Origin of the sequence: uncultured Maribacter sp. (genome assembly GCF_947500405.1) — a bacterium.
Classification (GTDB): domain Bacteria; phylum Bacteroidota; class Bacteroidia; order Flavobacteriales; family Flavobacteriaceae; genus Maribacter_B.
In genome coordinates, this window is the sequence record NZ_CANMRY010000004.1 from 244,002 (window position 1) to 266,046 (window position 22,045).

Genomic DNA, 22,045 nt, shown 5'->3' on the forward strand with positions numbered 1-22,045 from the left:
CTAAAACATCTTATTAAAATCTTTAGTAAAGTAGCTTGCAACAGATGCAGGAACACCAGTTGGTTCATTGTAAAAATGAAGCTCTACATCTACATCTATATCATTATATTTAATTTCATCCAAATCAAAAGTATTTACAAAACCTTTAGTTTTATCTTCAGCGTTACCAATACCTTGTTTATTACCTTTTGGGTCTATAAATTTTACAATATACTTTTCTTCATCTTTTACTTTTAACCAAAAAATAAAGTCAGGAAAGAAGTTACGATATTCTTGTTCATCAGTATCGTAATATGGTATAGAAACATCATCGGTATTTTGGTCTATTTTAGAGAAGTACCACCAATCATATTTAGATAATATATTTTTATTATTATTTAATTCTGTTAGAAATTCTATTTCAGAAGGAACCCAAATAATATGCTTAAATAAATGTTTGTAAGCATCGGTAGTTAAAAGTATAGGATTGTAATAGTGTTCAGCAAGAAAGTCTGTATTTATATCTAAATGATATTCGTTAAAGGTATAAGTATCATTACTTGGCTTATTAAATAATGCCAATTGTTCTTGTACTGCGCTAAAGTCAATATCACCGCTTTTATAAGCTAACTCTATTTCTTGAACGGAATTATATTCACTACCAGAACCATTTAATGCTTCTATTATTTTTTCTTCTAAATTTAATAATTCATCGTCAGGAAGATTTGCAACTTCAAATTTATCGTAATGATTTATTTCTGTGAGTAGAGGCTGAAACTCTTTAAACTTTTTAGGTTTTTGATGAAAATGTTTATTTAACAATAAAAGATTATCCATTACAGACCTTCCAGAGATGCTTTTTTCTAATTTAAAATTATCTTTGTCTCTAATTATTGAAAGTGTAGAAACCATCGTTTTAGAAACATTATCTGGTGTTTGCATTAAAAGAATCTTATCTAATGGACTTTCATCTTTACCGATAAAACAAAGCAACTCATTATATTCATTTTTAGATATTGCATAAGCTGGAATATCAGCATCTGACAATACGTATTTAGGTATAAGTAATTCCTTACTAATATCTGTCTTTGTTATATGTTTAATAACTTTCCAATCGTCAGCATCCTTTTCTCTATTAAGATTGTCCGTTATGTTTTTAATTACCTCTTTTTTAGTAGCAAAAATAAAAAGACTCTCTAAAGGTAAATTGCGTTTTAGGATTGACGCTTTAGTTTTTATGTCTATAAATCTTTTTAATATTTCTGTTTCTGCAGGGCTATTTATATGGTCTAACCTTTTCCTAATGCCTTTTACTGGTTGAATACGAACACCTCTACCAATAGCTTGTAATACAAACTTTTGAGCATCATCACTAACACCAATATTAATAAAGTTTACCACGTTTGGTCTATTACTATCCCAACCTTCAGAGAAAATACGTGAGCCTAAAAGTATATTAATACCACTATCAACACTATTAATAGTTTTAAAATATGAACGTGTTAATGGTGTTTCTGTATATTCATAATTATCTAATACATTATCACTCCATTTTGTTGCGTCAGAAGCTACAAGTAAACAGAAATGCTTCCCTGTCTCTGCTGTTTTCATTCTAAATGCTACTTCACGACTATTATTTGAAATCCTCGTGTATTCAATTTTACCGTGTGATGAAGCATTAAAAACGTGCTTTAAAATATCTTCTTTGGTAATGTCATTTATAACCTGAATAAACCAGGATGGTATTTCAGTTGTATTAAATTGATATTCTTTATTACTTAATAAATCACTTTTTAATTCGTTAATAGAGTATTCTAAATCATAAACACCTGAAGAAATAATACCTAATTGTTTAAAAAATAATTTCAATTCAGCATCTATAGTATTAACCTCATTAGCAATAGTAATAAGCAAAGGATTGTGATATAAATCTGGATGATGTTTTCTTATTGTTTCTGCTTCTTTCTTAATAGCGGTTAGTACTAATAATGATTTTACAACCATTGCTGTTTTTTCACTATCACTAAACTCACCTTTACTCTTTTTCCAATCTTTAAATTCCTCTCCACTAATAGTAATATGTTTACCATAACCACTCTCTATAAACTTTTTAAGGTTAAAGTTATAAGCAGTTGTTACAATATCTATTGTATCCGTAAATGTTGCAGAAAAATTGAATATAAAGCCTTTGTGCGCTAAAACAGAGTAGTATGCTTGTCTAACACTGTCTTGTTTATCACCTTTATGTGCTTCATCTAATAAGATATACCACTTACCATCATTCAGAACAGTTTCATAATTTAATAATTCTGTTTTGTCGGTATCAGTGATATTATCACTTCTATAATAGAAAACTGTAACTTCATTAGTATCATATAAAGAGGGTTGTAAGTGTTTTGACTTTTCAAACTCTCTTAAATCTTTTAAATTGATTTTAACAGTACCATTTTTATTGTAAATGTCAATATGTTCCTTAATTTGTTTAAGTATCTCTGGTTTTGGTGCTAAAATTAATATATCATTTTTAGGTATATCACCATTTGTACCCAACTGGTATAAAAACTCAATAAGTTTTATAAGAACTAATGTTTTACCTGAACCTGTAGCCATCCATAAAGATGCTCTATTAATAAACTGCTCAAAATTTATTGCACCATCTACAGCTTTATAATATTGATTTAATAAGTTGAAATGAGTGTTTTCAGTTGTGTATGCTATCTCTGTTGCCCATTGCTCATTTATGTGTGACTGATAATGTTCTTTTAATTTGTCCTTTTCATTGAAATAATAAAAAAGCATATTTAAAACATTTTTTAATGCTCCTTGTTGGTAGTCGTGCAACTGCCAATCTATACCAAATGACTCCTTATCTAAATTCTTATAAAATTCTGGTAAGTTAGCAGGTGTATTTTTTACTAATTTGTCTAAAATTATTTTTGCCATACTGCTATTTCTTACTATTCCACCAGATTAATGGTTTAATCCAAGGATGTTTTTCAAAAGTCATTTCATTATAAATAACCTCTGTACCATCCTTAAACACTACCTTATCTTCAAAAACTTGTTTTATATGTTTACCTGATAAATTTGATAAGGTTTCTGCAATATCTACATCTGGATATAATTTTTCAAAAACAATTTTAGCATTCTCACTTTTATAATCTATATCTATAGCATCTAATAATTTTTCATCTTGCATAAAGCTATATTGCTCTACTTGACTTTCTCCTTCTACACCTCGCCATTGAAACTTTGCTTTGGCTAAAACATCTTCATATTGTTCTAATTCATAGTAACATAGTATTCCACCGCCTTCATAATTATTATCAATAGAAACTACGGTTTTATGACCTAATAATGTTCTTTTAATTCTCGGTACAATAACACCAGAAAAATACTCATTTTGTTCTGCTGAAATAGCTTTTCTTCCAAGTTTTAAAGATGTAGCAATAGTTGAACCGCTACCGCCGAAGTAATCTAAAACAATATCCTTTTTGTCAGTACCAGATTTAATAATTCTTTCAAGTAATTTTTCTGGTTTTTGAGTATCAAATAAAATTCTTTCTGCTGATGTTGGTTGTTGCTGAAAAGACATAACATCAGACCATACATTATTAAATGGTAAGTTTTCATCAACTGCTGGAACTAATTCTTTCCACACATCAAGAAAAGGTCTCTCAACATCAATCAAATCCTTTATGTTTTGCCATACATCTCCATAAGGTTTCCCTTTTTCTTCAACTTCATCTCTGTAAATATTCCTACCGTGAGCAACTTGATAAAGTCTGCCGTCGTCATCTGTTTTATTAAAACTTTCTAAATATTTTAATGATTGTGGTTGGGTAAGTTTGTTAAATTTATATTTGTTGTTTTTAGAATAAAAATAAATTGATTGATGACCTAAAATCCAGTTAGTTTCAGCACCTTTCACTTTATAGCCAGATAAAACTTGAATATCCCATATTATTTCTCTTCTAAAATTACTTTTTCCAAATACTATATCAGATAGTGTTCTTCCTAAAAAATTTGCATTTTCATCAAGATGAAGATAAAATGTTGCATCTGGTTTCATTAACTCTTTAGAAAGGACTAAACGGTCAAACATTAAAGTTAACCAAGAGGCATCTTGATATGCATCTTTATATGCAAAATCACTACCCGTGTTAAAAGGTGGGTCGATATAGACTTGCTGAATTTGTTCTTTATATAATTTCCTTAAATTTTGTAGTAATTGAAAATTATCAGTTTTTGCAAGAATCAAATCTATTTGATTTTCATAATCATCTAACTCTCCTAATATTTCAAACTTATATTCTTTAAAATGTATAGTATCTATAGGTAAATATTGATATTCTAAATTTAGTTTGTCGTCGTTAATTATGTTAGATTTAAAACCTTCTTTATAGGCAAAATCAAATTCTTTCCATTCCTTCTTTTCTAATTCACCTTTATCATTAAACCATTCTTCTTTTAAGTTTTTCCATTCATCCACTTGTTTATCCCAACCAGCACTATCTATAATTTTATTTATTAAAGGAATATTACCTGCTAATTTATCTAAAGTAATGACATAATTACAGTTACGAATAAATTTAGGTTTTTCCCAAATTGCTTTTAATTCATCTTCAAAACGAGCAATATATTCAATAACCTTATGTGCAATCTTTTTGATGTCTTGCATACGCTTTACAGTTGCAGAATCAAAATCGGTTTCTAAATCATTAAACAACCAATTGTATACATAAATATCAAATTGTTCTTTTAAAAAACCTTCAGCATCTTTATGAATAAAATAATCTATCTCATTTTGTCTTTTGTAAATGGTAAATATTTTTTTTACATCATCTTCATATAATATTATCCCTTTTTTGTTTAGATATTTTAGTGTTAAATCAAAATTAGAAATAGTATAAGATACTTTAGCTGTATTTGTTACATCATCAATATTTTCAATATTAATACACTTTCTTATATCGCCTTTAGTAGTAAAAACATCTTTGTCTAATTCGCATTTATCAAATGCTACTTGACCGTGAAGTGATTCCCCATATTTTTCAAAACAAGTATCTAAAATATCGTTATTTTTGTCAATGCCTAAATACTCTTTAATGCGGTCATAACTATTACTTTCTTGATACTTTATTTTAAAAACTACCTCGCTATTTTCCGCCTTTACTAAATGAAATTGAAGAGATTTCTTTTCGTTTCCTTTAGTGTTTTTTATTTCTGATGCATCAAAAACTATTTTAACACCGTTAACTTCTGTTTGAAGGTCATCATAGTTCGCTTCTGATTTAACGTAATATAATTTTTGAGTTTTCCAAAATAGTGAAACATCATCACGGTCTGAATACACTTTTTCATAAAGGTTTCTATGTAGTTGTGATTTAGCAAAGAAAACCGTTCCTGTTTCATTTAAATAACAATCAAAAAAAGTATAAAGTTTCTCAAATAGCTCTTCTCGAAAATCTGGTTTTATAATCTTATCAATACTTTCTTGAATGTAAGGCTCTATTTCAGAAAAATATTGTGCCTTTAAATCCATTAAGTTAACGTACCCAGATTTACCTTTAATTGGTTGACCTATAAATGTATCCTTTAATGCAGAAAAGAATCTTTGTTCGTATGTATGCGCCATATATTATTTTGACCTTCTTAAAAGGTGATATTTAATTTAAAAACCCTAAAAATATAAATCTTTTTTGTGGTAATTAGGAATATTTCCAAGTAAATTTTTAAAGTCAATAACCCATTGGGTTTCTTGGGTTGTGTTGGGTTATTTATGCTACAACTTTTGCTTTCTCCTTTAAAGTTTCAAGATGCTTTATCATATTGCTTTTACACCATTCTTCACGAGCTAATTTAGGTGCGTGACCAATAGCTTTGGATAATTCTTCTTTCATTATAGTTTCTACCACATCAACATATTCTGCTGTTGTTGAAATACTATCGTGTATTGTAAATATTGGTGCATCTGGATATTCAACTGATATACGCTTTGCTATAACATTTATCATTAAGTAACTCTCAATACTCTGCAACAATCTTGGAAGTAATGTTTTGTCTTTACTCTTAATCTGTCTAAACACCTCATAGACGTATGGAAACATCTCCTTAAACATTTTCTTTGGTTTGGCATCCTCTTGCCCCAAGAATCTATTATCTGTAAATAGCACTTGAAATACTGCTGTTTTAACCTCTTTACGGTTAGCAAATGTTTCTCCCAATTCCACACCAAAACGGTGCTCTAAAAACTCATAAAGAGTACCACTCACCACAAGATTTATATACTGACTAAACTCACTACTCATAAGTGCTTTATCAATATCTCCTAACATAATGTAAGAATCAGTATCGTGGATTTTAATATGTGATATATTCAATCTATCATCAATCCTACCATCAACTTTATAAATATTATCATTTATATTATTAAAAGAAGAAAATAGCGACTTTTTGGGCTTATCGAATGTGATTGATAACTCTTTTGGTGCATTTGGCTCATTTTTTTGCTCAATCCAAAACGAGCGACTCAACAATATAGTGCTTAAATAAGGTTGACTATTTTTTATATCAATTGAAATTAATTTTTGGCCATCATACGTTACTGCATTTCTGATAACGCTTCGCATATTGGTAAGGTTGGAATGAAAACGATACACATTATCATCGTGCAACAAATAGTATTCTTCACGACTAATTTTTTCTGCGCTAATTTTTGCGTGGTTTAATTGTGATATAGGTTCTTTGAATTTTTTTCGACTTCTGTCATAGTCTTTTAACTGCTCGTTATTATCTTTTAATTCAAATTCTTGTGCTAAAAATTCATTGACGTAATTAATATCAATTTCTAACTTGTCATTAAACCACTTTGTTAAATAGTCAAGATGCTTAACAGATACTTCTCTATTATTTCGTTCTACTTTTAGTTTTCTGTAAAACGTAAAATCTGTTACTACTGTGGAAGTAATTGCTGTATTGTATTCATCTACTAATCGATACCCTTTGGATTTAAAACCTGGTATATATTGCCCATCAGTCTCAATTATTTTTAAATCGTGCAATAGATAATCTATGTACTCCTTATAATTGGATATTTTATCTTGTAAGAGTTTAGAGTTTAATGGAACAAAGCCATCAAACATCAAATCTTTGTTATAAAGAGGTAGCGCATTTATTAAGTGAATAATATAAAGTAGTTTATCTCTTTTGCATCCGTATTTTTTAAAATTCGGTGGATTATCATACATCAATTGGTCGACATCCAAATTCTCTGGTATGTATAATCTCATTATGCACTTTTGTTTTGGATTAAAATTCCGATTACATCATCATACTCATAGTACATTGTTTTACCCATTTTGGTATAGGGTAATGTTCCGTTGATTCGTAAGTTCTGCAACGTGCCTGCTGAAATATTTAATAGTTCACGTACGTCTGCTGATTTTAACCACTTTTTTTGCTCGTTTTGGCTTCCTAAAATTGTCTTAAGTTCTGTAATGATTTCTTGTTTTAGAGTCTTTAAATCATCCTTTGTAATTACTTCAAATGTCATTCTATATTAAAATGTATTAAAAGGTGTAAACACCTGATTTATATTGTGTTAATTTACGACAATTTGATGTTTTTATAAAATGAAGTTATAAACAGTTGTAAACAAAAAGGGCTCTTTTTTCAACAGAAAAACCCCTGTAAAAACAAGGGTATAAGCATATACTTATATATTCTGTATTTATGTTCTAATTAGCTATTCTTTTGGAATCGTCAACAATACTCTTATCTGCAAACTTTTGTTTTAAAATTGCCATATCATCACTCACTTTTCTATCCAATATTTTAGCATAGTGTTGTGTTGTTTTTAGTGATTTATGACCTAACATTTTACTTACGGATTCCATTGGCACACCATTAGACAATGTTACAGTAGTTGCAAACGTATGACGAGCTAAATGGGTGGTTAAGTTTTTGTTGATACCACACAAGTCTGCTATCTCTTTTAAATAGGCATTAGACTTTTGATTGCTTAATACAGGAAGTAATACGCCTTTTGTAACTGCCTCTGGATGGTTCTCATATTTCTTTATTATCTCTAAAGCGGTTGGAAGTAGTGGAATATTACTGCGTGTATCGGTTTTAGTTCGCTTTGTCTTTATCCATTTATCGCCATCAATACCAAATACCAAATTATCTTTTGATAGCTTCTTAACGTCGCTATATGCTAAACCTGTAAAGCAACAGAATATAAAAATATCTCTTACTTGCTCTAAACGATTGGTATGTAATTCTTTTTCGAGCATAGTTTGTATTTCTTCTTCTGAAAGGAATTGACGTTCTACTTCTTTTAAACGGACTTTATAATTGAGGAATGGGTCTTTTTTAATCCAATCGTTTGCTATTGCTATACGTACTATTTTTTTAAAATTCTTGATATACTTAATTGTACTATTGTGTCCGCAGTTTCTAACGGTTTTTAAATAGAACTCAAAATCTGTAATATACTTGTGGTCTATTCTGTTTACTGGTATATCACTTACATTGTATTGATGTTGCATAAAATCTTGCAGATGCTTACATACGGTTTTATAACGCTCTAAAGTTCCTGCCGAAAACTCTCTACCAACTAATTTTTCAACTTGCTTGTTGTGATTTTTAAAGATGGTTATAAGTGTTCTTTGTTTTTCCTCAACGCCTAAAAACTTGTTTTTGAGGGTTTCTGTAGTAACCTCTTTGTTATCTTGAACTAAGTCTCTTTGGCTTTGATATACTTTGGTAGTAAGTGAATCTAAATAGGCATTTAGTTCTCGTATATCTTCTGTTCTACCAATAGCTTTATTGGCTTCAATGCTCCATTTCTCAATCTCAATGGTACGTTTTGTACTAATCTCTGTACGCTTACCATCTATGGTAATACGTAGGTAAATAGGGCATTTGCCCTGTGCATCTACTTTACTTTTTTTTAAGTAGAATAATAATCCAAATGTTTTGTTCATTCTGGTGACCTTTAATTATACATTAATTTACAAAATTTCGAGGTCTTTTAATTGATATATTATGCTGATTTATAAATAGTTACAAACAATTAGGTGACCTAATTAAGGTTTAAAAAAGGTCACCTAATAGGTCACCAACAGAATGGTATTTAATACATATTTTGATGTTTTGGGTAAAATAAAAAGTCCCATAAACATTGAGTTTACAGGACTTTCGTCGATTTTGAATAAATCTTGGCGGAGAAAGAGGGATTCGAACCCCCGGAGGTGTGACCCTCAACAGTTTTCAAGACTGCCGCATTCGACCACTCTGCCATTTCTCCTGAGTGCCTCATCAGCTATTTGCTGAATGCGGGTGCAAATATAGAAAGCTTTTTTATTTTTATAAAGACTTTTTCTCTTTTTTATAAATATTTTTTTACAAAATCTAAGGTTTTTCCTTTTGTGTGCTTATTAATCAAAGGTTTAACGGTAGTTTACGTACTTAAAAAATTACTTCCGTACCTTTGTTTTATGAAATTAAATCTAAAAAACACCTTTTCTAAAGAGCTTCCTGCAGATCCTATTAAAGAAAATACTAGGAGGCAAGTTCCTGAGGCTTGTTTTTCTTATGTTACGCCTAAAAAAACAGCAAAACCAGAGCTTTTGCATGTTGTACCTTCTATGGCGCAAGCGTTAGGTATTTCTGAGGAAGAAACGTATAAAAAAGACTTTCTAGAGGTTTTTAGTGGTAATGCTATACTTCCTAATTCTAGCCCCTATGCTATGTGCTATGGCGGACACCAGTTTGGTAATTGGGCAGGACAATTAGGAGACGGTAGAGCCATTAATTTAGGAGAAATAGATCAAGCAAATAAACGTTGGGTGGTGCAGTTAAAAGGTGCGGGGGAAACCCCGTATTCTAGAAATGCAGATGGTTTGGCAGTTTTACGCTCTTCTATTAGAGAATATTTGTGTAGTGAGGCCATGTATTATTTAGGAGTACCAACCACAAGAGCATTGTCTTTAATGCTAACAGGTGATAAAGTGCTTAGAGATGTTTTATATAATGGCAATACGGCTTATGAAAAAGGAGCCGTAGTTACAAGGCTAGCGCCAAGTTTTATACGTTTTGGAAATTTTGAAATTTTTTCTTCTAGGAATGATATTGCTACCCTTAAGAAATTAACAGATTATACTATAAAGTATTTTTATTCGCATTTAGGAGAGCCTTCTAAAGAGGCTTATGTTGCTTTTTTTAAAGAAGTAGCAGACAAAAGTTTAGAAATGGTGTTGCATTGGCAAAGAGTTGGTTTTGTGCATGGCGTTATGAATACCGATAATATGAGTATTTTAGGACTTACTATAGATTATGGACCTTATGGTTGGTTAGAGGGCTATGATTTAGGATGGACACCCAATACCACAGACCGCCAGAATAAACGGTACCGCTATGGAAATCAGCCACAAGTGGTGCAATGGAACCTGTACCAATTAGCAAATGCCATATATCCTTTAATTGGCGAAGCAGAAGGCTTGGAAGAAATACTGCATAATTTTAGTACTACCTATGATGCTAAAGAACAAGAGATGTTAGCTTCTAAAATTGGGGTATTTACGAGCCAAAGCGGAGATGTAAAATTGCTACACAGCTTACAAGAACTTTTACAAGCAACAGAGACTGATATGACCATCTTTTATAGAGAGTTGGCAGCCTTTAAATTAGACGCTCCGTTAGAAGGATTGGACATCGTTAAAGAAGCTTTTTACACCCTAGAAGAACTTACAGAAGAGTTAAAAGAAAAATGGAATTTGTGGTTTACAGTCTATGCGGAAAGATTAGAGAAAGAAGCTCTGTCTGCAGATGAACGCATAGAAAAAATGCAGAAAATAAACCCAAAATACGTGCTGCGTAACTATATGGCACAGCTTGCAATTGATGCTTCAGATAAAGGAAATTATAGTGTTCTTAATGAATTGTTTACTATGTTATTGAAACCTTATGAGGAACAGCCAGAATATACTAAGTGGTATGCAAAGCGCCCAGAGTGGGCAAGAAATAAAGTGGGATGTTCAATGCTCTCTTGTAGTTCGTAAAAAGCAGAAAAATATTAGTCTATAAATGTATTTACCGAAGTAACAAGATTACACTTTTCTCGTAAATACTTCTGAAAATTAAAGGCAGTTTCATTATCCTCAAAAACCATGGCTTGGTGTATGCTTGGGCTAAGTTCTAGGTGTCCTAATAAGTATTCTACAAAATACGTATTGTCATCCGTTAGTAAAACATAATGGCCAGGTTCTTTGGTAGGCATACAGTATTTAAATTTCTAGTGTTTTATTTTGTACCTATAAAGTACAAAAAACAGCGTAATATACTGCTTTAATCTACTTTTTTATAGGTAATTATATTTTTTTTGATGTATTGGAGGTTAAAAAGGGTATTCTGTAGTTGCTGTTATTTCTTTTAAAACAAAATAGCTTTCTAAAACCCCAATATTTGAAATTTTAGAGAGTTTGGTGCGTACAAATTCATGATAGGCAGCAAGGCTTTCAATATTTATTTTTAAGAAAAAATCGACCTTACCAGCCATATGGTAGCACTCCTGTACCTCTTTTAGGTTTTTAATTTGTTCTTCAAATTTCTCTATAAATCCTTCATTATGATACCGTTGTGATACTAGGCAAATAGCAGTAACTGGTATATTTAGTTTGCTTTGGTCTAGTAAAGCCACATATTTTTTTATAATACCTCTTTTTTCAAGTTTTCTAATACGTTCATAAATGGGCGAAGCTGTAAGATTTAGCTCTTGTGCAATTTCTTTAGTTGTTTTCTTAGCGTCTTTTTGTAGAATTTGTAAAATCCTAAGGTCGGTTTCGTCTATTTGCTCCATCACAGTTATTTTTAGTTGTAAAAGATTAAAAAACAGATTTTAAAAGTAATAAATATGTTTTAAAATCAAACTTAAAGATAAATTTACTTAATTTTTAATTGAATGCAGTATATTTATTTGCATAAATAACTAAAAATGTAATTTTGTGCTTTAAATAGTACCTATTGAAAAAGGATAAAATATTAGTTACTGGAGCAGGCGGACAGTTAGGTACGGTTTTAGTAAAGGCATTGCAAGAACTTAAGGGCGTAGCTAATGTAATTGCTACAGATTTGTATGTTAAACCAGAAAAAGAAAATGTATTACTTTCTTTAGATGCTACAAATAAAGTAGCAGTAGAGCAAATAATAGAAGAATATTCTATTACGCAAATTTACCATTTAGCAGCAATTTTATCTGCAAAGGGAGAAGAGCAACCCTTACAAACTTGGAATATTAATCTAAAATCGCTTTTTACTATATTCGAAGCAGCACGTAAATACAGGGTAAGTAAGGTGTTTTTTCCAAGTTCTATTGCTGTTTTTGGCACTTCTGCTCCAAAATTTAATACACCGCAAGATTCTTGCTTAAATCCAACAACTGTTTATGGTATTAGTAAAGTTGCAGGAGAACAATGGGCAAATTACTATTTTACAAAATATGGTTTAGATGTTAGGTCTTTACGCTATCCTGGTATTATAGGGCATCAATCTTTACCAAGTGGAGGTACAACAGATTATGCAGTAGATATTTATCATAAAGCAGTACAAAGAAAACCTTTTGAGTGCTATTTAAAAAAGAATACCGCGTTGCCAATGATTTTTATGGCAGATGCCGTTAGGGCGACCTTAGAATTAATGGAAACACCTAAAAATCAAATAAAAACAAGGACTTCTTACAATTTAAATGCATTGAGTTTTACACCAGAGCAGGTTGCGAAGTCTATTCAAAAATGGTATCCAAATTTTAAAATAACCTATAAAGAGGATTATAGAGAGGCTATTGCGCAAAGTTGGTCATGTTCTATTCTAGACACCCAAGCACAAGAAGACTGGCATTGGGAGCCACATTATAGGCTAGATGATATTAGTAATGAGATGCTAACGGAATTAAAGAAAAAATATGATTTACATTCACAATTATAGAATACTATGTACGGAAAAGTTAAAAACCAGCTTCAGACAGAATTACAGGAAATTGAAGATTCTGGTTTATATAAAAAAGAAAGGATAATTACGACCAAGCAAGGGGCAGAAATTAAAACTACTCTAGGAGAGCCTGTTTTAAATTTTTGTGCTAATAATTACTTGGGGTTATCCTCACATCCAGAAGTTATAGAGGCTGGTATAGATGCTATGCGCTCTCATGGTTTTGGATTGTCATCGGTACGTTTTATTTGTGGTACGCAAGATATTCATAAGGAGTTAGAGAAAAAGACGGCAGAATTTTTAGGGATGGAAGATTGTATACTCTATGCTGCTGCTTTTGATGCTAACGGCGGTGTTTTTGAGCCTTTATTAACGGCAGAAGATGCGGTAATTTCAGATGAACTAAACCATGCTAGTATTATAGATGGTATACGATTGTGTAAAGCAGCTCGCCATAGATATAAAAATAACGATATGGCTTCTTTAGAGGAGCAATTAAAAGCGGTATCTGGAGCAAGAAGAAGGTTAATTGTTACCGATGGTGTTTTTTCTATGGATGGTATAATTGCTAAGCTCGATGAAATTTGTGACCTAGCAGATAAGTATAATGCTATGGTGATGGTAGATGAATGTCACGCCACAGGATTCATTGGGGAAACTGGAAGAGGAACCCATGAATATAAAAAAGTAATGGGCAGAATAGATATTATTACAGGAACCTACGGCAAAGCGCTTGGCGGTGCTTCTGGTGGGTTTACAGCAGCAAGAAAAGAGATTGTAGATATACTTAGGCAAAAATCTAGACCGTACTTGTTCTCTAATACACTGGCGCCAGCCATTGTTGGAGCATCTATTAAAGTTTTAGATAAAGTAAGTATAGACAATTCATTGATTTATAAATCTCAAGAAAATACCAAAAGGTTTAGAAGTGGAATGGAAAAAGCTGGTTTTACCATTACTCCTGGAGAGCATCCTATTGTTCCAATAATGCTTATGGATGCTAAGTTGGCACAGGAATTTGCATCAAAATTATTAGGAGAAGGTATTTATGTTATAGCCTTTTTCTATCCTGTTGTACCAAAAGGAAAAGCACGAATTCGTGTTCAAATTTCCGCGATGCATACCACAGAACAAATAGATAAAGCTATTGTAGCATTTATAAAAATAGGAAAAGAGCTAGGTGTAGTTGGCTAATTATGCACACTAGTTAAGAGAGCCGCAATTTTTAATTGCGGTTTTTTTTATGCTTTAAAAAGAAAGTAAGTAGGAAAATAAAGTTAATTTTGTTAAATGTAATAAGGTGAAGCTAGTTTAATAAATATAGCTCTTTCTATTGGTATAAAAAGCCTTAGTGCAGTGTTTTATAAAAAAAATAAAAGTGAGTAATATAATAGATAGTTTAGAGTGGCGCTATGCGGTTAAAAAGTTTGATGCTTTAAAGCGTATTAGCGATGAAAATATTGAGAAATTAAAGCAAGCATTTAACCTTACTGCTACTTCCTACGGTTTACAGCCAATAAAAATGGTAGTAGTAGATAATAAAAAAATACAGGAAAATTTAGTGCCACATTCTTTTAATCAGCCACAAGTGGGTCAAGCTTCTCATGTTTTAGTGCTTTGTGTTGAAAAAAGTGAAATGAAAAATACGGTTGCTTCATATTTTCATAAAGTACAAGATGTTCGTGGTACTAGTGATGAAATTATAGCACCTTATAAAAAAATGATGCTTACTTCTTTTGAAAACAAAAAAGAAGAAGAAATTTTTATTTGGTCTAAACATCAAGCGTATATAGCTTTAGGTAACTTAATGACTGTTTGTGCTATAGAGAAAATAGATTCTTGTCCTATGGAAGGATTTATTTCGCAAGGTTATAAAGATGTTTTGGGCTTAGAAGCACTAAGTTTAGAACCAGTATTAGTACTGCCAATAGGAATAAGAGCAGAGGATGATATGTTTGCAGATTTTAAAAAAGTAAGAAAAGAAGTGTCGGAATCTGTGATTTCTATTAAGTAGGTTAGGAGTTCTGAGTTTATAAAGAATATAGAAAATAGAGTAAAGAGTTTATATTATTAAGTAGGGTTTTTTAATTTTTATAATCGCTAAAAGCTAATAACCAACGAACATAACAGTATGCCAGGATTTGAATTATTTGGAGAAGAAGAAAAGAAACAAGTAAATGATGTTTTAGAAACTGGGGTTTTAATGCGCTATGGTTTTGATGGTATGCGTAATGGACAATGGAAAGCAAAAGAGTTTGAGAGCGCTTTGTCTAAAAGGATGCAGTCTAAATATACACAACTAGTGAGTAGCGGTACGGCTGCTCTTACAGTAGCTTTAGCAAGTGCGGGGGTTGGTGCTGGTGATGAAGTATTAATGCCAACATTTACTTTTGTTGCAAGTTTTGAGTCTATTTTGGCATTAGGAGCTGTTCCTATTTTGGTAGATGTAGATGCTACATTGACTCTTAATCCAGCTGCTGTAGAAAAAGCAATAACTCCAAGAACTAAAGTTGTTATGCCAGTACATATGTGCGGTTCTATGGCAGATTTAAAAGCGTTAAAAGCTATTTGTGACAAGCATAATTTGTTGTTGCTAGAAGATGCTTGTCAAGCAATTGGCGGAACCTTTGAAGGGAAACCACTTGGGAGTTATGGGGATTTAGGTTGTTTCTCTTTCGATTTTGTAAAGACAATAACAAGTGGAGAAGGTGGGGCAGTAGTTACAAATAATGAAAAGTATTATATTAATGCAGACCATTACTCAGACCATGGGCACGACCATGTTGGGAAGGATAGGGGTGCAGAAGCGCATCCGTTTTTAGGATATAACTATCGTATTTCAGAATTGCATGCAGCTGTTGGAATAGCACAATTAAAGCGTTTAGATGCTTTTTTAGAAAAACAAGAACAATATTATACTATAATTAAAGATGCATTAGCTACAATACCAGAAATAGTTTTTAGAGAAGTACCGGAAGGAGGAGTAGAAAATTATTCGTTTCTAAGTTTCTTTTTACCAACACAAGAACTAGCAGAAAAAGCACATAAGACTTTAGGGGAAGAGGGTGTAGATGCTTGTTTTTATTGGTTTCATAATAATTGGCATTATTATAGAAAATGGGAACATTTAACAAACCAAACCTCTTTAGGGAAATTACCAAAAGAAGTACAGGAGCAATTGCCAGATTATGCAAAATCAGATTTTTCTTTATCAGATAAGTGGGTGGGTAGAAATGTTTCTTCTTTAATTAAACTTTCTTGGACAACTGAAGAAGTAAAAGAAAGAGCAAGGAAAATGGTTAAAGCCTTAAAAAGTATTTTAGAATAAGGTTTTAGTAATTTACGTATTCTACTATTTCTAGGCCGTAACCTATTATACCAACTCTTTTTGTTGCAGCACTATTGGTTAATAAACGCAATTTAGAAATATCTAAGTTGTGTAAAATTTGTGCGCCAATTCCAAAATCTCTAGAATCCATTTCAATAAGAGGAGCTTTAAAAACGCCTTGTTTTTGTAGTTCTTTTAAATCTATTAAGCGAGACAATAGATTCATAGATTCTAAATCTTGATTTATAAAGATTATAGCGCCTTTTTTTTCTTTATTTATGGCATTAAACATTAACTCTAACTTTTTGTTGGGATTACTAGTTAGTGTTCCTAGTATATCATTATTTACTAAGTTAGAGTGTATTCTGGTAAGTACTTTCTCGTTTTTAGACCAATTTCCTTTAGTTAAAGCAATATGAACATTATTATTAGTAGTTTGTCTATAGGCACGTAATCTAAAATCTCCAAAACGGGTGGTTATAGTAAAATCATTCTCTTTAGTAATTAAACTGTCGTGCTCCATACGGTAGGCAACTAAGTCTTCTATAGAAACAATTTTTAAATTGAACTTTTTAGCAACATCCATTAGTTGTGGAAGTCTTGCCATAGAGCCATCTTCATTCATTATTTCTACAATAATTCCAGCAGGTTTTAGACCAGCAAGTCTTGCAAAATCTATAGCGGCTTCTGTATGCCCTGTTCTTCTTAAAACACCACCTTCTTTAGCTACTAATGGAAAAATATGTCCTGGTCTAGCTAAATCATGTGGTTTGGTATCTTTTTTAGTTAAAGCAATAACTGTTTTAGAACGATCGCTAGCAGAAATACCTGTAGTGACTCCCTCTCCACGTAAATCTACGGAGACAGTAAAAGCAGTTTCCATAGGGTCTGTATTATTAGATACCATCATGTGTAATCCAAGCTCAGAACAACGTCCTTCTGTTAGTGGTGCACAGATTAAACCTCTACCATGCGATGCCATAAAGTTAACGGTCTCTGGGGTGGCCAATTCTGCTGCAGCTAAAAAATCACCTTCATTCTCACGGTTTTCATCATCTACAACAATTATAACTTTCCCTTTTCTAATATCTTCAATAGCTTCTTCTATCGTATCTAGTTGTATGTTATTTTCCTTTGTCATTATTCAGAAACTAATTTTTGTTTTTTTTTGGGAATTATTCTTTTAAAGAAATCTATAATAATACCGCCTATATTGAGCATGCCTTTATCTGCTGTAGCTCTTCTTGTTAAAAATACGCCTAGAGGAAGCATTATTAAAGTAGATAGCCAAGCCCCTAAAATTGGGTGAATATTACCTTCCTTAGCATAGTTTCCAGCAAAAACCCCTATAAAGTAATATACTAGAAATAATACTATTGCAATTACCATAGGTAAGCCTAAACCTCCTTTTCGTATTATAGCGCCTAGTGGTGCGCCAACAAAGAAAAGTATAATACAGGAGAATGCTAGTGCAAACTTTTTGTGTAGGGATAGTATGTGAAGGTTGTATATTTTATAGCGTTTTTCTAATTCTTGTTTTTTACCTCTAATAGTATTTAAAATATTATTGGTATTGTTTTTTGCAGAAATTAGTATTTGTAATTGTTGCCTATCATCAAATAAATCTATAGTATTAAAATCATTTGCAGTTATATCTATTTTCGGGATAATAGAAGTGGTATCTTTTATATTATTTAAAAATTGCTCTTTTTCTATTTTATTTGGAGTTGTTGGTATTTTTTTTGGCTTTATTTTAGAGAAAACTCCCATTCTATTGGAAATATTTTTAGAAAACGCTTTAACAATTCTAAAGTTATCTTTCTTTAAAGAGTCTATATCTTTATTTAATCTAGAAACGTTTTTCATTTTATCGGTACTAACATCTCTATCGGCTTCTAAATCGTCATTATTTAATTCTGGCACCTCCATATTCATAGTGTAGGTGTCAAAATTAGCTTTGGCAAAAGGGTATTTTAGTTTTTTGTTATTCTTTTTGGCTTGTACATCTTCATAATAATGTCCATCGGTAAGTACTAGCTGTATTATTTCGGACTCTTTACTACTAATTAATTCTCCTTTTTTTGCTTTTATTACGGTACTATTGATGTTTAATTTTGTTTTTTTATGAATGATTACATTTTTTAGAAACTTGTCGTTTTCTCCAGATTTTTCGTCTACTTTAATGCTCATCCCTTCAAAATCACTAAATACTCCTTCGGCAATAATTGCAGCAGGTTTAACTTGTGCTATATTTTTTCTGAGATTATATATTTTTCTTTGAGATGCAGGTATTACGCTATTGGCAAAAAAGAAAGTAACAATGCCAAGAATACTTACAAAAACAATTAAGCTAAGCATAGCTCTTTCTAGCGATATACCAGATGCTTTCATTGCAGCAAATTCATAATTTTCTGCAAACGTTCCAAAGGTTAATATAGAAGAAAGTAATACGGTAAGCGGTAATACCTTTTCTGTTAAATCTGGCATTAGGTATAGTAAGAATTTGCCAATAATAACAATGTCTAACCCTTTACCAGCAAAATCGTCTATAAACAACCAAATCGTTTGAAATATGAAGATAAACATCAATATTATAAACGAACTGACAAAATTGGAGGTGAACCTGGATAGTATATATCGGTCTAGAATTCTCAATTGCTCTAATTTCTTATAATGTAGTACCCGTCATTCTTGTACTTACTTTCGTCAAAAGTAAATAAGGTTTTTGATAAAGGCTGGTCTGTTTTAAAAGAATTAACAGTAATTGTAGTTTTGGTACTGTTTTTTCCTGTTTCTATAATCTTATAAATGTTTTTAGTGCCTACATCTATCCCTATTAATATAGATTGTATTTCCGTATTTGTTTCTATCGGAGTAACTTTTACGAATTGTATTTTACGTCCTTGAACGTTTTGTAAAATATCCCAATCATAGGTATGTCCTGTTTTGTAAAAAGTTAGCATTTTAGAAGGAGTAACGGTATTTTCCTCTTCTGATTTGTTTTCTATAGTTACTTCTTCATTTTCGGGAACAACTGTGTAAACTTTAGAACCATCAAAAAGTTGTTTAGCGCCTAAATAGTTAAAAAGGTACTTGTCTCCTTGTATAGTTACATTTCCTTTAGTTTCTTGGTTAATGCCAGCTTCAGAATTGTGCAACGCTATTTTAAAGTCTACATAAATGTTTTTATAACTTTTTACATTAGTATATACTTGGTCTAAAAGTGTTTTTGCTTTTTGAGAGTTTTGTGCAATTGCAAAATTAGTTGCAAATAAAATTAGGCATGCTATATATATCTTCTTCATTATAATTTTATTTTTTTTCATTGTTAAAAATTTCTTCTAGTGCTATCATATCTGGCACATAGACTTGTCTTGCTTTACTACCTTCAAACGGGCCAACAATACCAGCGGCTTCTAATTGGTCTATAATACGACCAGCTCTGTTGTACCCTAATTTCAATTTTCTTTGGATAAGAGAAGCGGAACCTTGCTGGGCAATTACAATAACTTCGGCAGCATCGCGGAACATCGCGTCTCTTTCTGATATGTTATTATCAAGACTTGTGCCAGACTCTTCTCCGCTATATTCTGGTAATTCATGTGCTTCTGGATATGCTCTTTGCGCACCAATATATTCAGTAATTTTTTCTACTTCTGGGGTGTCTACAAAGGCACATTGTATACGAGTTACATCATTCCCTTGGGTGTAGAGCATATCTCCACGGCCTATTAATTGGTCTGCTCCAGAGGCATCTAAAATGGTTCTAGAGTCTATTTTAGAAGTTACTCTAAATGCTATTCTTGCAGGGAAGTTAGCTTTTATAATACCTGTAATAACGTTTACAGATGGTCTTTGCGTTGCAATAATTAAGTGTATACCAATTGCTCTTGCTAACTGTGCTAGTCTTGCAATAGGGGTTTCTACTTCTTTACCAGCAGTCATAATTAAATCAGCAAATTCATCAATAACCAAGACAATATATGGTAAGAATTTGTGACCGTCTTCGGGATTTAGTTTTCTAGATTTAAATTTATGATTGTATTCTTTAAGATTACGAACCATTGCTTTCTTAAGCAGCTCGTATCTGTCATCCATCTCTATACAAAGAGAATTAACGGTATTAATTACTTTTGCATTATCGGTAAGGATAGCTTCTGCGCTATCTGGAAGTTTTGCTAAGAAATGACGTTCTATTTTATTAAATAAAGTAAGTTCCACTTTTTTAGGATCTACCAATACAAATTTTACTTCTGCAGGGTGTTTTTTGTAGAGTAGGGAGGTAAGTACGGCATTTAAACCAACCGATTTACCTTGCCCAGTTGCACCCGCCATTAATAAATGCGGCATTTTTGCTAAATCTACCACAAAAGTTTCATTACTAATAGTTTTACCAAAAGCAATAGGAAGCTCCATTTCTGCTTCTTGAAACTTTTTAGAGGCAATAACAGAACGCATAGAAACTATAGTAGAATTTTTATTAGGTACTTCTATACCAATAGTTCCTTTACCAGGGATAGGGGCAATAATACGTATTCCTAATGCAGCTAAAGATAAAGCAATATCATCTTCTAAATTTTTAATTTTAGAAATACGAACACCAGCGTCTGGTACAATTTCATACAAAGTAACTGTAGGTCCTATAGTTGCTTTAATCTGTGCAATACCAATTTTGTAGTTTTTTAAAGTTTCAACAATTTTATTCTTGTTTTCCTCTAATTCTTCTTGGTTTATTGTAATACTCCCTGTTGTACCGTGTTTGTCTAATAAATCTAGGATAGGGAATTTATAATTTCCTAACTCAAGAGTAGGATCAAACTCTCCAAAATCTTCGACTAGTTTTTTTGCAATGCTAGATGGTTCCTCATTTTCTTCTACCACCTTTTCTACTTCCATAGCAACTTCTGGAACCTCTGATTTTATAACTTCTTTTTCTTCTTCTGGTACTGTTACTTCAAAATCATCCGATAATTTTATTTCTTTTTTGATAGAAGGAATTTCTTCTTTATGCGTATAAGCATCTGGAACTGCAATATTTTTTTCTCCTTTATCTATAGGAACAATTTCTTCCTTAGAAGGTTTTAATGTGGTAGATTTAAAGTCCGATTCTAAAGATTGTTTTTTACTCTTTATATAAGAAGCTATATTTTCTGGAGAAAATTTAAACAAACGAACCAAAATAAATATTAATCCAAATAATAGTAGCAATAAAACTCCTATTTTTCCGGTATAATCTTGAAGAAAATCGTTCATTTCATATCCTACTAAACCTCCTAGTAGTGGTTGTTTAATAGCAAAAAAGCCTAAAGCAATAGATATCCAGATGATAAAAATAAAACCCCATATCCATTTTTTTAAAATACCTTTTTTTTCTAATCCTAAAAAAAGATAAAGGCCAGTAATAGAAAGTAAAAAAGGAATTATTAAAGAAGCAATACCAAAACCTTTATATATAAAAAAGTGACTAATATTGGCGCCAAATTTATTAAGTAAATTATTTGCTTTTTCATTTCTGTTGGCAAATTCAGATAGCATACTTTGGTCATCTTGCCATGTAAAGTAAAACGATACAAAGGAGAAGAATAGGGCAATACTAAAAAGAATAAAAATACTACCTAACAAAATTTTATTTTGTTGGGATATTTTAAATGTTTCCTTTTTATTAGGAGTGCTTGCTGGCTTTATTTTTTTTGCCTTTTTTGCCATGAAATCTTTTATTCTGAGGGCTAAATTACGAATTTACCTCTG

General features: G+C 31.5%; 16 protein-coding genes and 1 tRNA gene. 5 read left to right on the top strand and 12 right to left on the bottom strand.

Annotation, left to right across the window (positions count from 1 at the left end; translation table 11 throughout):
- The 6 genes from Q0945_RS07565 to Q0945_RS07590 form a co-directional block, all read right to left on the bottom strand.
- Nucleotides 1–2,922 carry a DEAD/DEAH box helicase family protein gene (locus tag Q0945_RS07565; protein ID WP_299432926.1) on the bottom strand — a complete coding sequence of 974 codons (2,922 nt, stop codon included), beginning with the start codon at nucleotides 2,920–2,922 and terminating at the stop codon, nucleotides 1–3.
- A gap of 4 nt (nucleotides 2,923–2,926) precedes the next feature.
- Nucleotides 2,927–5,617, bottom strand: a complete 2,691-nt coding sequence (locus Q0945_RS07570; protein WP_299432929.1) for a site-specific DNA-methyltransferase — start codon at nucleotides 5,615–5,617, stop codon at nucleotides 2,927–2,929.
- Between the two features lie 142 nt (nucleotides 5,618–5,759).
- Entirely contained in the window at nucleotides 5,760–7,124 is a 1,365-nt protein-coding gene (locus Q0945_RS07575) for a hypothetical protein (RefSeq protein WP_299432932.1), read from the bottom strand.
- Nucleotides 7,125–7,270: 146 nt separating this feature from the next.
- The gene (locus Q0945_RS07580; RefSeq protein ID WP_073087194.1) at nucleotides 7,271–7,534 is read right to left on the bottom strand and encodes a helix-turn-helix domain-containing protein; all 264 of its coding nucleotides are present in this window, start codon (nucleotides 7,532–7,534) and stop codon (nucleotides 7,271–7,273) included.
- 184 nt (nucleotides 7,535–7,718) lie between these two features.
- A complete protein-coding gene (locus tag Q0945_RS07585) occupies nucleotides 7,719–8,969 on the bottom strand; it encodes a site-specific integrase (protein ID WP_299432936.1) in 1,251 nt (416 codons plus the stop codon).
- Between the two features lie 235 nt (nucleotides 8,970–9,204).
- Nucleotides 9,205–9,292: transfer RNA gene (locus Q0945_RS07590), tRNA-Ser, on the bottom strand.
- A 190-nt stretch (nucleotides 9,293–9,482) separates the two neighbouring features.
- Here Q0945_RS07590 and Q0945_RS07595 point away from each other — a divergent pair.
- Nucleotides 9,483–11,045: a protein adenylyltransferase SelO gene (locus Q0945_RS07595; RefSeq protein ID WP_299432939.1), complete on the top strand. Its 1,563-nt coding sequence runs from the start codon at nucleotides 9,483–9,485 to the stop codon at nucleotides 11,043–11,045.
- Between the two features lie 14 nt (nucleotides 11,046–11,059).
- Here Q0945_RS07595 and Q0945_RS07600 read toward each other — a convergent pair whose 3' ends face one another.
- Nucleotides 11,060–11,263 (bottom strand): hypothetical protein, encoded by a 204-nt coding sequence (locus tag Q0945_RS07600; RefSeq protein ID WP_121067093.1) that lies wholly within the window; start codon nucleotides 11,261–11,263, stop codon nucleotides 11,060–11,062.
- 117 nt (nucleotides 11,264–11,380) lie between these two features.
- Complete coding sequence (locus Q0945_RS07605) at nucleotides 11,381–11,842, bottom strand: Lrp/AsnC family transcriptional regulator (protein ID WP_299432945.1); 462 nt, start codon at nucleotides 11,840–11,842, stop codon at nucleotides 11,381–11,383.
- 164 nt (nucleotides 11,843–12,006) lie between these two features.
- Here Q0945_RS07605 and Q0945_RS07610 point away from each other — a divergent pair, with 164 nt between their 5' ends.
- The 4 genes from Q0945_RS07610 (at nucleotide 12,007) to Q0945_RS07625 (ending at nucleotide 16,297) form a co-directional block, all read left to right on the top strand.
- Nucleotides 12,007–12,966 carry an NAD-dependent epimerase/dehydratase family protein gene (locus Q0945_RS07610; protein ID WP_299432948.1) on the top strand — a complete coding sequence of 320 codons (960 nt, stop codon included), beginning with the start codon at nucleotides 12,007–12,009 and terminating at the stop codon, nucleotides 12,964–12,966.
- 6 nt (nucleotides 12,967–12,972) lie between these two features.
- Nucleotides 12,973–14,163, top strand: a complete 1,191-nt coding sequence (gene kbl / locus Q0945_RS07615; RefSeq protein WP_299432951.1) for a glycine C-acetyltransferase — start codon at nucleotides 12,973–12,975, stop codon at nucleotides 14,161–14,163.
- A gap of 184 nt (nucleotides 14,164–14,347) precedes the next feature.
- Nucleotides 14,348–14,983: an NAD(P)H-dependent oxidoreductase gene (locus Q0945_RS07620; RefSeq protein WP_299432954.1), complete on the top strand. Its 636-nt coding sequence runs from the start codon at nucleotides 14,348–14,350 to the stop codon at nucleotides 14,981–14,983.
- A gap of 117 nt (nucleotides 14,984–15,100) precedes the next feature.
- On the top strand, nucleotides 15,101–16,297 hold the full coding sequence (locus Q0945_RS07625) for a DegT/DnrJ/EryC1/StrS family aminotransferase (protein WP_299432957.1): 1,197 nt from the start codon (nucleotides 15,101–15,103) through the stop codon (nucleotides 16,295–16,297).
- Between the two features lie 4 nt (nucleotides 16,298–16,301).
- On the opposite strand, the gene ribB is transcribed toward Q0945_RS07625, so the two are convergent.
- The 4 genes from ribB to Q0945_RS07645 are packed head-to-tail and all read right to left on the bottom strand — an operon-like array spanning nucleotide 16,302 to nucleotide 22,003.
- Nucleotides 16,302–17,438: a 3,4-dihydroxy-2-butanone-4-phosphate synthase gene (gene ribB / locus Q0945_RS07630; protein ID WP_299432960.1), complete on the bottom strand. Its 1,137-nt coding sequence runs from the start codon at nucleotides 17,436–17,438 to the stop codon at nucleotides 16,302–16,304.
- Nucleotides 17,438–18,931 (bottom strand): LptF/LptG family permease, encoded by a 1,494-nt coding sequence (locus Q0945_RS07635; RefSeq protein WP_299433308.1) that lies wholly within the window; start codon nucleotides 18,929–18,931, stop codon nucleotides 17,438–17,440. Before Q0945_RS07635 ends, ribB begins: the two co-directional genes overlap by 1 nt.
- A gap of 26 nt (nucleotides 18,932–18,957) precedes the next feature.
- The gene (locus Q0945_RS07640) at nucleotides 18,958–19,602 is read right to left on the bottom strand and encodes an outer membrane lipoprotein carrier protein LolA (RefSeq protein WP_299432964.1); all 645 of its coding nucleotides are present in this window, start codon (nucleotides 19,600–19,602) and stop codon (nucleotides 18,958–18,960) included.
- Between the two features lie 7 nt (nucleotides 19,603–19,609).
- Nucleotides 19,610–22,003 (bottom strand): DNA translocase FtsK, encoded by a 2,394-nt coding sequence (locus tag Q0945_RS07645; protein WP_299432967.1) that lies wholly within the window; start codon nucleotides 22,001–22,003, stop codon nucleotides 19,610–19,612.
- Nucleotides 22,004–22,045: the final 42 nt, after the last annotated feature.

Coding starts and splice junctions, on each gene's coding strand:
- Q0945_RS07585 (WP_299432936.1), bottom strand. CDS start 8,969: ATGAACAAAACATTTGGATTATTATTCTACTTAAAAAAAAGTAAAGTA.
- Q0945_RS07580 (WP_073087194.1), bottom strand. CDS start 7,534: ATGACATTTGAAGTAATTACAAAGGATGATTTAAAGACTCTAAAACAA.
- Q0945_RS07570 (WP_299432929.1), bottom strand. CDS start 5,617: ATGGCGCATACATACGAACAAAGATTCTTTTCTGCATTAAAGGATACA.
- Q0945_RS07625 (WP_299432957.1), top strand. CDS start 15,101: ATGCCAGGATTTGAATTATTTGGAGAAGAAGAAAAGAAACAAGTAAAT.
- Q0945_RS07595 (WP_299432939.1), top strand. CDS start 9,483: ATGAAATTAAATCTAAAAAACACCTTTTCTAAAGAGCTTCCTGCAGAT.
- Q0945_RS07640 (WP_299432964.1), bottom strand. CDS start 19,602: ATGAAGAAGATATATATAGCATGCCTAATTTTATTTGCAACTAATTTT.
- ribB (WP_299432960.1), bottom strand. CDS start 17,438: ATGACAAAGGAAAATAACATACAACTAGATACGATAGAAGAAGCTATT.
- Q0945_RS07575 (WP_299432932.1), bottom strand. CDS start 7,124: ATGTTTGATGGCTTTGTTCCATTAAACTCTAAACTCTTACAAGATAAA.
- Q0945_RS07605 (WP_299432945.1), bottom strand. CDS start 11,842: ATGGAGCAAATAGACGAAACCGACCTTAGGATTTTACAAATTCTACAA.
- Q0945_RS07565 (WP_299432926.1), bottom strand. CDS start 2,922: ATGGCAAAAATAATTTTAGACAAATTAGTAAAAAATACACCTGCTAAC.
- Q0945_RS07600 (WP_121067093.1), bottom strand. CDS start 11,263: ATGCCTACCAAAGAACCTGGCCATTATGTTTTACTAACGGATGACAAT.
- Q0945_RS07645 (WP_299432967.1), bottom strand. CDS start 22,003: ATGGCAAAAAAGGCAAAAAAAATAAAGCCAGCAAGCACTCCTAATAAA.
- kbl (WP_299432951.1), top strand. CDS start 12,973: ATGTACGGAAAAGTTAAAAACCAGCTTCAGACAGAATTACAGGAAATT.